Genomic DNA, 13,590 nt, shown 5'->3' with positions numbered 1-13,590 from the left:
ATCTAGCCAGAGAGTTTTGGGGATAACAAGGCGAATTTACGCACCAATAGCTGGCTATTGGAAGTGAATTCAACGCAGTTAGCGCTAAAACTGGCTGCTAGAAAGGCATTAATTATCCGAAGCTCAGGTTACTTAGCTTGGCGGCTTGCGCGTTTACGCTCGCTTTCAGTCAATAATTTCTTACGAATACGGATGCTTTCAGGCGTTACTTCTACAAGCTCGTCGTCATCGATGAACTCAAGCGCTTGCTCTAAAGACATAACAACAGGTGGCACAAGGTTTTGTGCTTCATCAGTACCAGATGCACGTACGTTGGTTAACTGCTTACCTTTAAGCGCGTTTACCGTTAGGTCGTTATCACGGCTGTGAATACCAATAACCATACCTTCGTACACTTCAACACCGTGACCGATGAATAGGCGACCACGCTCTTGTAGGTTAAATAGTGCGTTTGTTAGCGCTTTACCTGCTGCGTTAGCGATTAGTACACCGTTCTTACGCTGGCCGATGTTACCGCCTTTGTGTGGACCGTAATGTGAGAACGTGTGGTACATCAAACCAGAACCAGACGTTAACGTCATAAATTCAGTTTGGAAACCAATTAGACCACGTGCAGGCATCATGAAGTCCATACGCACACGGCCTTTGCCGTCTGGAGACATGTCAGTCATTTCTGCTTTACGCAGACCAAGCTGTTCCATGATAGAACCTTGGTGCTCGTCTTGACAGTCAATTGTCACTGTTTCGTAAGGTTCTTCTAGCTGACCATCAACATGGCGCAAGATTACTTCTGGACGAGATACAGCAATCTCGTAGCCTTCACGACGCATGTTCTCAATAAGAATACCTAAGTGAAGTTCACCACGACCAGATACACGGAAGCTATCTGGGTTATCCGTTTCTTCAACACGTAATGCAACGTTGTGCACAAGCTCTGCTTCTAGACGCTCAAGGATATTACGAGAAGTTACGTATTTACCTTCTTGGCCTGAGAATGGAGACGTGTTTACAGAGAAAGTCATTGTTACTGTTGGTTCATCAACAGACAGTGGTGGTAGTGCTTCAACATTATTCTGACAACAGATAGTGTCAGAGATTTTCAGCTCACCAAGACCTGTGATTGCGATGATATCACCCGCCGTTGCTAGCTCAACTTCGTGACGGTCAAGACCTAAGTAACCCAGTACTTGGCCAACTTTACCGTTACGCGTCTTACCATCAGCTCCCACGATAGTCACTTGTTGGTTAGGTTTAACTGAACCACGCGTGACACGGCCAACACCGATAACACCAACATATGAGTTGTAATCAAGCTGAGAAATTTGCATCTGGAACGGACCTTCAGGATCCGCGTTAGGCGCTTCAACTTCGTCTACGATAGCCTTGAACATTGGTTCCATGTTGTCAGACGGCTCATCTAGGTCAAGTGTTGCCCAGCCGTTGATTGCTGATGCGTAGATCACTTTAAAGTCTAGCTGTTCGTCAGTTGCACCTAAGTTATCAAATAGATCGAAAACTTGATCCATTACCCAATCAGGACGAGCGCCCGGCTTGTCGATTTTGTTGATTACAACAATTGGCTTAAGACCCTGAGCAAACGCCTTTTGCGTTACGAAACGCGTTTGTGGCATCGGACCTTCTTGTGCGTCAACTAGTAGTAATACTGAGTCAGCCATCGAAAGAACACGTTCTACTTCACCACCGAAATCGGCGTGTCCCGGAGTATCTACGATATTGATACGGTAGTCGTTCCACTTGATTGCGGTATTTTTTGCAAGGATGGTGATACCACGCTCTCTTTCAAGATCGTTTGAGTCCATCACTCGCTCTTCATTACCACCGCGCTGCTGTAGTGTACCTGATTGCTCAAGTAGCTTGTCTACAAGCGTTGTTTTACCGTGGTCTACGTGCGCGATAATCGCGATATTTCTTAACTTTTCGATGCTCATATTATTACTCAGTGAAGTTGGCCCTCAGTGATCCTAGTCGATCTACGCAAAAATGCGCGTTGAGATTGCCCGATTGAGAATTAAAGGTCGCGTATTATCTACTATTAATGTGACAGATGAAAGTTTATCCAACATTTTTTTCAATAATCCTGATCGGAGCGCGCATAAATCAACAACCTAGAGTCGCTTCAGCACAACCCTATTGCGGCTATAGTCCATTTATGGCCTTTTATCGTCCGATTATGGACTGAACACCTGTAAATAAAATACAAATGTCATTAATATCAATAAGGTAAGTTTGGCATAGGCGTTGCTGTTTCCCCTGTAGAGTAGAATAATTATCACAGCATACCGATACACAAGGTGAGCGGATTTGGAGTAAACATGGTAACACATTCACTTAAAATGGCCTGGCAAAAACTGCGCTGCCATGTCAGTTACACCCTAACAATAATAATTACTCTCGCGCTGACACTCGGTGCGCTGGTAGCGATGTATAACCTAAACTATCAATTGCTCGCAGCTCCGCTCCCATATCCAGATGCAGAGCGCTTGGTATTAATGCGTGGCGCGTTGGTTGATGACAATAATGAAGTTAAGCAAAGCAATTTTATTCCTCATGCAGGCAGCATAGAGGCGTATGACAAGCAAGCACAATTTTCTGATATCGAAGTGATGGCTATTCAGAATATCAGTATTGATGTTGAACAAAGTTTACCGAGCAGCCCAACATTTAATACTGGCGCGATCACCCCCGAGTTTATGTCGATACTCAATGTACCACTGGCATTGGGACGGTACTTTTCAGTAGATGAAGGGATAGATAGCCAACAACCTGTCGCGATCGTTTCGTACCAAGTGTGGCAACGTTATTTCGGCGGAAATACAAACGTTCTAGACCAAACATTGGTATTTAAAGGGGTGAGTTTCAAAATTGTTGGCGTCACCGGCGAGCGATTCATTGAACCGGTATTATCCACACCAAACTGGCACACTGATGTATGGATCAGTTACGACTATAATGATTCTCCAACGCCAACATGGCAAAGGAATAATATCCAGACATATCAATTGCTAAAGTTACATGATTTGCAACATGCACGTCGTGCAAAGCTTTCTCTTGAAAACTGGCTGAATGAACAACTACAACAACAAACCGCTGGCGAGCAAACTTTCGCTAATAGTAAAGTACAACTTGAATTTGTACCGATAAAAACTCGTATAATTGGTGAAGCATCACAAGTGAGTATAATGATGCTACTCGGAAGCACAGTATTACTATTAATCGCATTAAGTAATATTTGTAATTTAGTGCTTTCACGTGCCGCCGAGCAACAAAAAAGCTTTGCCGTTCAGGCCGCTTTGGGTGCCAAGCCTAATCATCTATTTTTCCACATTGCGATAGAATTAGGGCTGTTATTCATCAGCGCAGCAGCATTATCGCTTTTAATCGCAGAGGGGGTCATAGGGCTACTAAAATCAGGGGTTGTCGGCCCGCTCGCTCGGTTGCAAGAGCTACAACTCGAAGCACATACTATTGCTTTCGCCTTTACCGTCAGTACCTTATTATGTTTATTACTTTCTTGGATAGTAAGCCGTCAACTTAACTACCGTCATATTATTCAACAGCTGCAAAGCAGTGGTAAAGGCACTGGCGTTCAGATTTCCGCGATGACCCGCACTTTATTAATATCATTCCAATTATTTGTTTGCCTGTCACTACTCACTGTTTGTCTTGGGATACTCCAAACAAGCTGGCAAAATTTGCAGCGTGATACAGGGATACGAGAACACAATACCTATCAAGTAGCACTAAACTTAGGTACTTTGCTACAGCAGATGAGCCGCGAGGAGCGTTCACAACTGCTTTTATCTGCCGTTGACTCGTTAGCAAAGTTACCGCAGGTAACCAAAGTAGGCATTGGCGGCTACCCCCCTTTTTCCTATTGGCTGCCGGGCTTTTCAAATCGTCAAATGCAATTTGAACCAGGTATAGAAAAAAACTCGTTTGAATATCAAAGTACGGCTGGTACTTGGCCATACTTTGATACTTTTGGGGCAACACTTATCGACGGTAGGGCTTTTACTCATGAGGAAGCCATTAATAATGCGCCCGTTGTCATTGTCAATCAGACCCTAGCGACGCAATTACGCCAGCAAGGGCAAGTATTGGGCGCCAAACTATACCCCCGAAATGGCCAACAAAGCGTTGAGGTGATTGGTGTTGTCGAGGATATTTATCTTCCCAAACAATCTAATATTGCAAGGGTTTTCATCCCCTCAGTGCCAACTGGTTACCCCTTTGTGTTAATTGAAACTCACGCACATACCACAATTAGTCGAGCGGAAATAAATCAGGCACTCACAGGTATCCACCCGCAAATGCGCGTCTATAACTTTCAGTCCACGACCATGCTTTTAGCTACGCACTTACAGCAAGCTCGTGTCATTAGCATGTTCACTTTGATGCTATCGATATTTGCACTTGCGCTTGCGGCACTTGGTATTTACGGTGTATGTAAGTACAGCGTAGCGTTACGTCGGTTTGAGTTAGGCGTGAGAATGTCGGTTGGTGCAACACCGTTTGCCGTGTTTAAACTGGTATTACAAGATAATTTGCGCCCTGTTATTGCAGCATCGTGCGCTTCTATCTTGGTGTTATTGAGTATTGCGATACTTCAAGATACGCTTGTACCTATTACACTAGATAGCGCTATCCACTGGTTAATTTCACTTGCCACTGTTATCACCTTAGTCACAGGTGTTACGCTACTATCTTCAAGAAATATTATTGCCCGCCCTGCATTACATGCACTACGCGGAGAGTAATAGAGCGATTGAGATGATAATAATAAATCAAGGAAGCTTACTGTGAGTGCTAAACCACAAATATTGCTGATAGAAGACAACAGAGAAGTAAGATTAGCTGCGCGATTTGTATTGGAAGATTTAGGTCTAGCCGTCGAAGAAGTCGAAAATCCAGTGCAAGCACTCAGCTTTCTTGAACAACACCAGCCTAGCTTGATCCTACTCGATATGAACTTTGAGTTAGACTCTACATCGGGGCAAGAGGGACTCAGGTTTCTACGACAGCAACAGCAACATGGCAATACCACCCCTATTGTAGCTATGACGGCATGGTCACATACTGAGCTTGTGGTTCAAGCCATGCAACTGGGCGCGGCAGATTTTCTAGAAAAGCCATGGAAAAACCAGCGCTTTGAACAAGTTATTAGGGGCCAGTTACAACTCAATAAACTAAAAAATAAAAGCCAAGCTCTTCAGCATGCACTCGCTGGAGATGCTAAACCTGTGTTATGGCGCAGCAAAGCCATGCAACACCTGATGACGCAATTAGAAGTCATGGCTCCCACGGATGCCAATATTCTGTTAACCGGAGAGAATGGAGTTGGCAAAAGCTTAATAGCCCAATGGGTACATCAACACTCGCTGCGAGCAGCGCAGCCATTTATTTCCGTCAACATGGCAACCATCCCTGAGCAACTGTTTGAGAGTGAGCTTTTTGGTCATACCAAAGGCGCATTTACTGACGCCAAATCAGACCGTGCAGGACGGTTTAAATTGGCGGATCTTGGTACCTTATTTTTGGATGAAATTGGCACTCTTCCGCTTGCACAACAAAGTAAGTTGCTGCGGGTGCTAGAGTCTCGAGAATATGAAGCAGTCGGCTCAAGCATCACTGAAGTCGCAGACGTGAGGCTCATCAGTGCAACGAATGCAAAATTAGAGCAGTTAATCGCTCAAGCAGAATTTCGCCAAGATCTTTTCTACCGCATCAATACCTTCACAATCGAAATCCCCCCCTTGCGTACACGCCCTGAAGACATTGAATTATTAGCGGAACACTTTATCAAAACCCATGGTCAGCGATATGGAAAAACACAATGCTGGCTCACACCCACGGCACTAAATCAGCTAAAACAGTACGATTGGCCAGGTAATACCAGAGAGCTTGGTCACTTGCTCGAACGCGCCGTGCTACTAACACAAACGGGTGAAATCGGCCCCGAGCAATTACATATGAGCACGCCTTCACAGCCAAGTGCGAATAATTCCATGTCGCTGCCACTCATCACATTGGAGCAAGCAGAACAACAACTGATTGCTCAGGCTTTGACTAATACGGCAGGAAACAAACAACAAGCAGCTGAGTTACTGGGGATCACCAAGCAATCACTCTACCGACGCCTTGAAAAATATGCACTTATTTAAAGAACCCTTGGCGCGCTATTTCGTAGGTAAGTTTTTGCTACTCATCGCCATCGAAATTGCGGGAGTGTGTGTCGTCAGTTGGCAAATGGGAGTTAACATACCTATTTCCATGCCTCTACCCACCTTACTCTTAATCGTTGGCCTGATTGTCTGCCAAGGACTATTACTAAAACAGCTTTACAATCGTTGTAAGCTATCGTTTGAACGCTGTGGCTACCAAGCCGAAGCGTGGCTTAAGCGCGACTTTAGCCTAAAAGCCAAACCGACATTTTCTTCGGGCGTTGTCGCCCAGCTGCACAATCAGCTGAATGCGCTCTCCGATATGCTACAAAATGAAAAAACCGATGAAGATATGCAATCTTTCCTCGTTGCTGAACTGATCAGCGTGTTAAATACCCCGATGCTTATTTTCGACCAGCGTATGCAACTGTGCTTTGGCAATGACGCCTGCTTTCAATTATTTCAAAGGCCATGGCAAACCCTACGATATAGCCACCCAGAGGCGATAGGGTTAACTCCTTCTCCACAGTGGCACTTTATCGATATACAGAACAACAAGCGCTGGCAAGTGAGACACAGCACCTTTACTCAGCAGAGTCAGTCATATCATCTTGTCGTCTGTATCGATATTCAGCAAGCACTGCGCGATCAGGAGCTTCAAGCTTGGCAACGCTTGATCCGAGTGATTAGCCATGAAATAAGAAATTCCCTCACCCCAGTGTCTGCCATATTGGAACGCCTACAAACTCGCGCAAAAGACCCAAGGGATCACGAAGCATTTAATATCGTACTTGAGCGGTGCTTCCATTTGCAGGATTTTATCCATAAGTACAGCCAGCTCAACCAACCAATAAAAGTAGAGATCAAACGTCTGTCGGGGTTAGAAGTAAGCAAAACCGTTCAAGGCCTTTTCACAGATGTAGCGTGGCAAATTGAACTTTCTCCGGTCTACTTCCATGTTGACCCAACCCTATTTAATCAAGTGCTAATCAATATCATCAAGAACGCCATAGAAGCGAGCCCCGCGGGCTCTGTGCTTACACTGAAGCTATATACCAAAGACAATATTGCTATCTTGGAGGTGCTTGATGAAGGTACCGGCGTTGCCAACCACGATAACTTATTTGTGCCATTTTACTCCACCAAACAAACGGGGGAAGGTATTGGCCTTTATCTTAGCCGCTATTTTGTCGAGCAAATGTCTGGCTCCATTAGCCTAACCAATCGTCAGGATAAACAGGGAGCGATTTGCCAACTCGCCTTTCCTGTGCAACTTAACTGACCCTATATGCTCAGTCCAGTTTTTGAATTCTCAAGTCCACAATCGGACCTTTCGGTAAAACAAAAACATTAAATACCAATAAAAACAATAGGATAAAATTTGGCATATCGTTTGCTCTCATTAGTTAACCGATTAAAGTAAGGTAACTGATGATGGACGTATTAAAACAAAAACAAGCGAAGCCGCTACATAAGCTAGGACTTGTAATCGCAATCCCCCTAGTGCTGATATTCGCTTGGCTTAGCCTTAAGCTATTCTCAACATCGGACGAGTTCAAATTACCAAGACAAGCGATCATTGTTGGACAAGTTAAGCAAGGTGATTTAGATGTTAGCGTTGACGGCTATGGTGTGCTTCGCTCTAATAAACAAAAACTGATCACCACACAAGACCCAGCTACGGTCTATGAAATCTTAGTACGCCCCGGTGGTGAAGTTCAGCCTGATACCATCATTTTGAAGATGCAAGACCCTGATCTCTTACAGCAATTAGAAAGTGCTGAAATGGAGCTAAACCGTCAACAAGCAAACTTTCGCAGACAAAAGCTCGCAAACCAGCGCGAGTTATTAATGGAAGTCGCCACCCTTGCCGAACTTACCAGTGAGCATCAATCGTTAGTCATGCGCCGAGAAGCTCAGCAAACACTCAGAGACCAAGGCGTTGTCCCCGCCATTGATGTAAAAACCGCAGAGCTTGAAGAACAGCAGCTGTCAGAAAGAGTACAACTACAGCAAACACGTATAGAACAGCTAAAGCTATTACATTCAGAAGATTTAACCATCTCGCAAGAACTGATCAACCAAGCTCAGTCTCTTTTCGCCCGGTTAAAAGAAAGAGAAGCGAAACTAACAGTCCGAGCAGGTACAGAAGGCGTGTTGCAACGGCTCGCAGTTGAACTTGGACAAAGTGTTGTAGCCGGCCAAGAACTTGCTCAAGTTGGTAGTACCAACGACCTTCAAGCACTGGTCAGAGTATCTCAGTCTAAAGCAGAACAAATTCAGGTAGGTCAATTTGCTATGGTCAATACACGCCGCGAACAAGTGCCAGCAAAAGTCACAAGGATCAGCCCGCAAGTACAAGAGGGCACCATTGAAGTTGAGCTCACTTTTGTCAATGGCGTTCCTGATTCTGCGCGTCCAGAACTTAACGTAGATGCGCAAATTAGCACACATCAGTTGAAGAACGCACTGTATGTTGAACGTCCAAGTAACACTCAATCACACAGCCAGCAGACGCTCTTTGTGTTAAACAATGACATCGCAACCCCTCAGATAGTGTCATTTGGTATTGATGCAGGCAAATTCTTGCAAATTGAAAGCGGTGTCACCCCAAATCAACAAATCATACTCTCTGATACAAGTACTTATAAAAACGCTAAACAAGTACGGATCATTCAATAATAAATCATCATTAGGATACGATTATGAAAGAAACTATTTTAACCATGTCAGGGATCACCAAAGTTTTTAGTACCGAAGAAATGGAAACTCACGCATTGCGTGGGATTGACTTGGAAATATATAAGGGTGATTTCGTGTCAATTTGTGGCCCTTCTGGATGTGGTAAATCTACCCTGCTGTCAATTCTTGGTCTGCTAGACATGCCAACAGATGGTAGCTATAAAATTGAAGATCTTGAGGTTAGCCAATTAACTTTAGCGGCTGCTGCACATATTCGAAACGAAAAAATTGGCTTTATCTTTCAGTCATTCAACTTAATTGATGAGCTGACAGTCTACGATAATATCGCGCTGCCATTGCGTTATCGTAAAACCCCGATGAGCAATGCCGATATTGATCACGCTGTAATGAGTTGTCTGACAAAAGTAGATATGGCACACCGCGCAAAACATCGCCCAAACCAGCTCTCAGGCGGGCAACAGCAAAGGATTGCTATTGCCCGTGCACTCGTCGGCAACCCCGCATTACTGCTTGTTGACGAACCTACAGGTAACCTTGACTCAAAAAATGGTGATGCCGTTATGGACATGTTGAAAACGCTAAACCTAGAAGGGACCACATTATGTATGGTGACGCACGACCCTAGATATGCCGATATGGCGACACGCAAACTACACCTTCTAGATGGCAAAATACTGGCCCCTCAATCACACGCTAACGCCAACGCAGTCGTTGACACGTTTTAGTCCATGATGGAAACGAGGAAAGTAATATGCTTGTCAAAGACATGAGTGCCAGTCTGTACTCTCTGAGTAAAGTAAAAGTATTTACCATCACGATTATCTCTACGCTAGCACTCACACTAGGTACGCTCGTGGCGATGTTTAATTTAAACTTTACTATTCTCTCTGCGTCGTTGCCTTACCTCAATGCTGAGCAGCTTTACGTTTCAAAAACAGTGCACTATATCAAGGATAGAGTGGAGTTTGATGATTTCACTCCGATACCTATGCTGCTTGAGATCTATGAAAATGAAAAAACGCCGGAGTCACAAACCGCCCTATTTGGCTACTCCGAAGAAGTGATTAGAAGTAAAGTTGAAACGCCGCAAGTCAATACCACTTACACCACCCCTGAATTTATGCCGATGCTTGGATTTACCTTTCACTTAGGTCGTGGACCGAGCACAGACGAAGGCCTTAACTCAATGCAGCCAGTCGCGGTATTGTCCTATCAAGCTTGGCAAAAATATTATGGTCAAGCAGCCGATATCGTCGGACAATCTATTCAAATAGACCAAGTGAATTTTAAAATCATTGGTGTGCTATCAGAGCAAAATCGCGAACCTGAAATGCTTACTCCGGGCCGTCTGACTGACGTATGGTTGCCTTGGGATTATTATTCATTTCAACGCCGTGATGCTCAACACTGGGGGATCACCTTACTGATCGCACTAATTGGCATATATGGCGTACTTAATTACGGTGTTTCTATGCGTCGCTATGAACTCGGAGTGCGTATAGCAATTGGTGCGTCGCCAAAAAGTATTGTACTGGGATTACTAGGAGAAAATACCAAAGTGATCTGTACGGCTCTTGGATGTGTGACATTTGCAACCGTTGCAGCGATGGCTTGGCTGGCAAGCTCGGAGGTCATGTTTAGTGTCTCCCTGCTTGGATTCGTATTGCCGCTGTCGCTTATCATCGGAATTACCGCTGCAACAACTGTATTAGCAGCCAGCGGGGTTATTACCAAACCCGCATTATACTCGCTGAGAAGTCACTAGCTTCGATAAAATTAACTCCCTGAAGGCAGAGCGTCTCCCTCAAGGCGCCTTGCTTTTTTTATTAAAACACGACCCTGATCCCAGCTATCGGATTAAATTAATTTTTGCTTTGTTGCACTTCATAATCTATACCAATACTCCAAACACTTACTCGAAGATAAAGTGACTATCGCAGAGAATCGCTTGCACCAACATTGCGCACCATAATGAAACATTTACGCACCAAATTAGTGCACCAAGCTAACCCGTAAATTTCCAAAAAGTTAAAAATCAATATTTATCAAAAACTTAAAAACATGGCACAGATCAAGCTTATCTGTGTGCAATTGCAGTACATTGCAGCAAAAAATAACCCAACGAGTCGGAGGACACATGTCACAATCGGTTTTAGATTTTATTAAAGAGCACGACGTAAAATTTGTTGATTTACGTTTCACAGATACAAAAGGTAAAGAACAACACGTATCGATCCCGCATCATCAAGCCGATGAAGACTTCTTTGAAGACGGCAAAATGTTTGATGGCTCATCTATCGCTGGTTGGAAAGGCATCAACGAATCTGACATGGTACTTATGCCTGACGCAGAAAGTGCTAAACTAGACCCATTCGCAGAAGAAACAACCCTTATCGTCCGTTGTGACGTGGTTGAACCAAACACACACCAAGGTTACGAGCGTGACCCACGTTCAGTAGCTAAACGCGCTGAAGAGTTCATGCGTTCAACGGGTATTGCAGACACCGTATTATTCGGTCCAGAGCCAGAGTTCTTCTTGTTTGACGATGTTAAATTTAAAACTGACATGTCTGGCTCAATGTACAAAATCGATGCTGAAGAAGCAGCTTGGAACTCAGACAAGCACTACGAAGGCGGCAACACAGGTCACCGTCCTGGCGTAAAAGGTGGTTACTTCCCAGTAGCACCAGTAGATTCGTCTAATGATTGGCGTGCAGCTACTTGTTTAGTACTTGAAGAAATGGGCCACGTTGTTGAAGCGCACCACCACGAAGTAGCAACTGCTGGTCAAAATGAGATTGCTACTCGCTTTAATACTATGGTGACTAAAGCAGACGAAATCCAAGAGATGAAGTACGTTATCCACAACATGGCTCACCTATACGGTAAGACAGCAACCTTTATGCCTAAGCCAATCGTTGGTGATAACGGGTCAGGCATGCACTGCCACCAATCACTTGCTAAAGACGGCAAGAACATCTTCGCAGGCGACAAGTACGGCGGTCTATCTGAAGAAGCGCTATACTACATTGGTGGTATCATTAAGCATGCTAAAGCAATCAATGCATTCACTAACCCAGCAACAAACTCTTATAAGCGTCTAGTACCAGGGTTTGAAGCGCCAGTTATGCTTGCATACTCAGCACGTAACCGCTCAGCATCAATCCGTATCCCTGTGATCCCATCAGAGAAAGGTCGTCGTATCGAAGTACGCTTCCCAGATCCTGCGGCTAACCCATACCTAGCTTTCGCAGCGCAGTTGATGGCTGGTCTTGACGGTATCCGCAACAAGATCCACCCTGGTGATGCAATGGATAAAGATTTATACGACCTACCAGCGGAAGAAGCAGCAGAAATCCCAACTGTTGCAGCATCACTTGATGAAGCCCTTGCTTCTCTAGATGCTGACCGTGAGTTCTTAACTCAAGGTGGCGTATTCACTGACGACCTAATCGATGCGTACATCACACTTAAGTCGAAAGAAGTTGAAAAATTAAACATGACAACTCACCCAGTTGAGTTCGAAATGTACTATAGCGTTTAATCGCTAACAGACTACTACGCTCAGTACTTCGGTATTGAGCTTGTAGAGCCAAAACTCATTATGCGTTTCTGGCACTCTTAATCATATGTGTTCTCAAGCCCGTAATTACGGGCTTTTTTAATTTAATTTAATTTAATTCAAAAGGTTAAATTAAATATCTCGAATAAATTTATTATCGGAGTTACTCATTTGTAACTCGCAATTCCAACAACACTATACTAAAGTATGAACAGTAGTTTACTGTGGAGAGTTGTGGTGCGTCAGTGGTTTCTTATAATGTCGGTTAGCATGACGCTAGCCCTAACAAGCATTGATGCTGCAGCAGAGTCCAATCCAAAAATCTATCGCTGGAAAGACAAAAACGGTCATTGGGTCTATTCGGACGTCCCGCAGCCTGGTTCGAAAGAAGTCAAACTCAATGCCAATGCCTTAACCATGCCAAGTGTTGATACTAAAATTCTTGAGCAAACGGGCACGACACCAACTATCCAATATACAGCTAAAATCACTTCTCCTGAGCACGAGCAAACTATCCGTGATAATAGCGGCAGCGTATACGTAACAGGCACCATAGAGCCAAGATTTACCCAAGGATTAAGCGTGCAACTCTTTCTCAATGGAACAGCCACAGGGCCAAAACAAAGTAATACTCAGTTTTCTTTGCGGGGCATTGATCGCGGCGAACATTCTGTGGTTATGAAAGTGTTTAATCAAAAAGGTACGTTAGTTGCCCAAAGCGATGCTCATAAGTTCTTTTTGCACCGCAATACCGTGAATAATTAAAATGATATTGCTTACCTACACTGACTTTCAATCAGTAGTTGCAAACACACCATACTCATTCCCTCTGGTATTGAGGAGGCCAAACTCGACATTTCATTGTGTTCAATCCACAACCTTTGCTCACCAACCTGAACTTGATAGTAGGCCTCAGCCTTTGTTCGCAATAAATATTTATCTCGCCAGTTAGGTTGGACGACCCGCATCCTACCTGTAAGGGTGGTTTTCTCGCTATTCATAGACCGATGTAAATTAGCGATTTGAGGAGGGAAGCAGTCAATCTGTTCGGTAACGTACTTAGCGCTTTGAAAGTCACAACCGCTCATGCAGAACGCGACAAAAAGGCTCCCCCCGCAAACGCGAGCTAGATGTATTTTTTGA

The 13,590-nt window shown here is 44.3% G+C and carries 9 protein-coding genes; 8 read left to right on the top strand and 1 reads right to left on the bottom strand.

Annotation, left to right across the window (positions count from 1 at the left end; translation table 11 throughout):
• Positions 1 to 128 precede the first annotated feature (128 nt).
• Positions 129 to 1,949, bottom strand: a complete 1,821-nt coding sequence (gene typA / locus JJQ94_RS06110) for a translational GTPase TypA (RefSeq protein ID WP_099031490.1) — start codon at positions 1,947 to 1,949, stop codon at positions 129 to 131.
• A 384-nt stretch (positions 1,950 to 2,333) separates the two neighbouring features.
• On the opposite strand from typA, the gene JJQ94_RS06105 reads away from it, so the two are divergent.
• The 8 genes from JJQ94_RS06105 (at position 2,334) to JJQ94_RS06070 (ending at position 13,212) form a co-directional block, all read left to right on the top strand.
• On the top strand, positions 2,334 to 4,778 hold the full coding sequence (locus JJQ94_RS06105; RefSeq protein WP_236596552.1) for an ABC transporter permease: 2,445 nt from the start codon (positions 2,334 to 2,336) through the stop codon (positions 4,776 to 4,778).
• A 42-nt stretch (positions 4,779 to 4,820) separates the two neighbouring features.
• Positions 4,821 to 6,182 carry a sigma-54-dependent transcriptional regulator gene (locus tag JJQ94_RS06100; RefSeq protein WP_099031489.1) on the top strand — a complete coding sequence of 454 codons (1,362 nt, stop codon included), beginning with the start codon at positions 4,821 to 4,823 and terminating at the stop codon, positions 6,180 to 6,182.
• Entirely contained in the window at positions 6,169 to 7,464 is a 1,296-nt protein-coding gene (locus tag JJQ94_RS06095) for a sensor histidine kinase (protein ID WP_099031488.1), read from the top strand. Before JJQ94_RS06100 ends, JJQ94_RS06095 begins: the two co-directional genes overlap by 14 nt.
• Positions 7,465 to 7,613: 149 nt before the next feature.
• The gene (locus JJQ94_RS06090) at positions 7,614 to 8,864 is read left to right on the top strand and encodes an efflux RND transporter periplasmic adaptor subunit (protein ID WP_236596551.1); all 1,251 of its coding nucleotides are present in this window, start codon (positions 7,614 to 7,616) and stop codon (positions 8,862 to 8,864) included.
• A gap of 23 nt (positions 8,865 to 8,887) precedes the next feature.
• Positions 8,888 to 9,610, top strand: coding sequence for an ABC transporter ATP-binding protein (locus JJQ94_RS06085; RefSeq protein WP_099031486.1), 723 nt, complete (start codon positions 8,888 to 8,890; stop codon positions 9,608 to 9,610).
• Between the two features lie 26 nt (positions 9,611 to 9,636).
• Entirely contained in the window at positions 9,637 to 10,650 is a 1,014-nt protein-coding gene (locus JJQ94_RS06080) for an ABC transporter permease (protein WP_099031485.1), read from the top strand.
• Between the two features lie 372 nt (positions 10,651 to 11,022).
• Positions 11,023 to 12,429, top strand: a complete 1,407-nt coding sequence (gene glnA, locus JJQ94_RS06075; protein WP_010374454.1) for a glutamate--ammonia ligase — start codon at positions 11,023 to 11,025, stop codon at positions 12,427 to 12,429.
• Positions 12,430 to 12,705: 276 nt separating this feature from the next.
• Positions 12,706 to 13,212 carry a DUF4124 domain-containing protein gene (locus JJQ94_RS06070; RefSeq protein ID WP_099031484.1) on the top strand — a complete coding sequence of 169 codons (507 nt, stop codon included), beginning with the start codon at positions 12,706 to 12,708 and terminating at the stop codon, positions 13,210 to 13,212.
• Positions 13,213 to 13,590 lie beyond the last annotated feature (378 nt).

It is taken from the genome of Pseudoalteromonas sp. GCY, from assembly GCF_016695175.1.
Lineage (GTDB): Bacteria > Pseudomonadota > Gammaproteobacteria > Enterobacterales > Alteromonadaceae > Pseudoalteromonas.
Note: the sequence above shows the minus strand (reverse complement) of the source record. Positions and strands in the feature narration are given on the sequence as shown.

Bases quoted from the DNA above. Each gene is read 5' to 3' on its own strand.
- JJQ94_RS06095 (WP_099031488.1), top strand. From the start codon at position 6,169: ATGCACTTATTTAAAGAACCCTTGGCGCGCTATTTCGTAGGTAAGTTT.
- JJQ94_RS06070 (WP_099031484.1), top strand. From the start codon at position 12,706: ATGTCGGTTAGCATGACGCTAGCCCTAACAAGCATTGATGCTGCAGCA.
- JJQ94_RS06080 (WP_099031485.1), top strand. From the start codon at position 9,637: ATGCTTGTCAAAGACATGAGTGCCAGTCTGTACTCTCTGAGTAAAGTA.
- JJQ94_RS06085 (WP_099031486.1), top strand. From the start codon at position 8,888: ATGAAAGAAACTATTTTAACCATGTCAGGGATCACCAAAGTTTTTAGT.
- glnA (WP_010374454.1), top strand. From the start codon at position 11,023: ATGTCACAATCGGTTTTAGATTTTATTAAAGAGCACGACGTAAAATTT.
- typA (WP_099031490.1), bottom strand. From the start codon at position 1,949: ATGAGCATCGAAAAGTTAAGAAATATCGCGATTATCGCGCACGTAGAC.
- JJQ94_RS06105 (WP_236596552.1), top strand. From the start codon at position 2,334: ATGGTAACACATTCACTTAAAATGGCCTGGCAAAAACTGCGCTGCCAT.
- JJQ94_RS06090 (WP_236596551.1), top strand. From the start codon at position 7,614: ATGATGGACGTATTAAAACAAAAACAAGCGAAGCCGCTACATAAGCTA.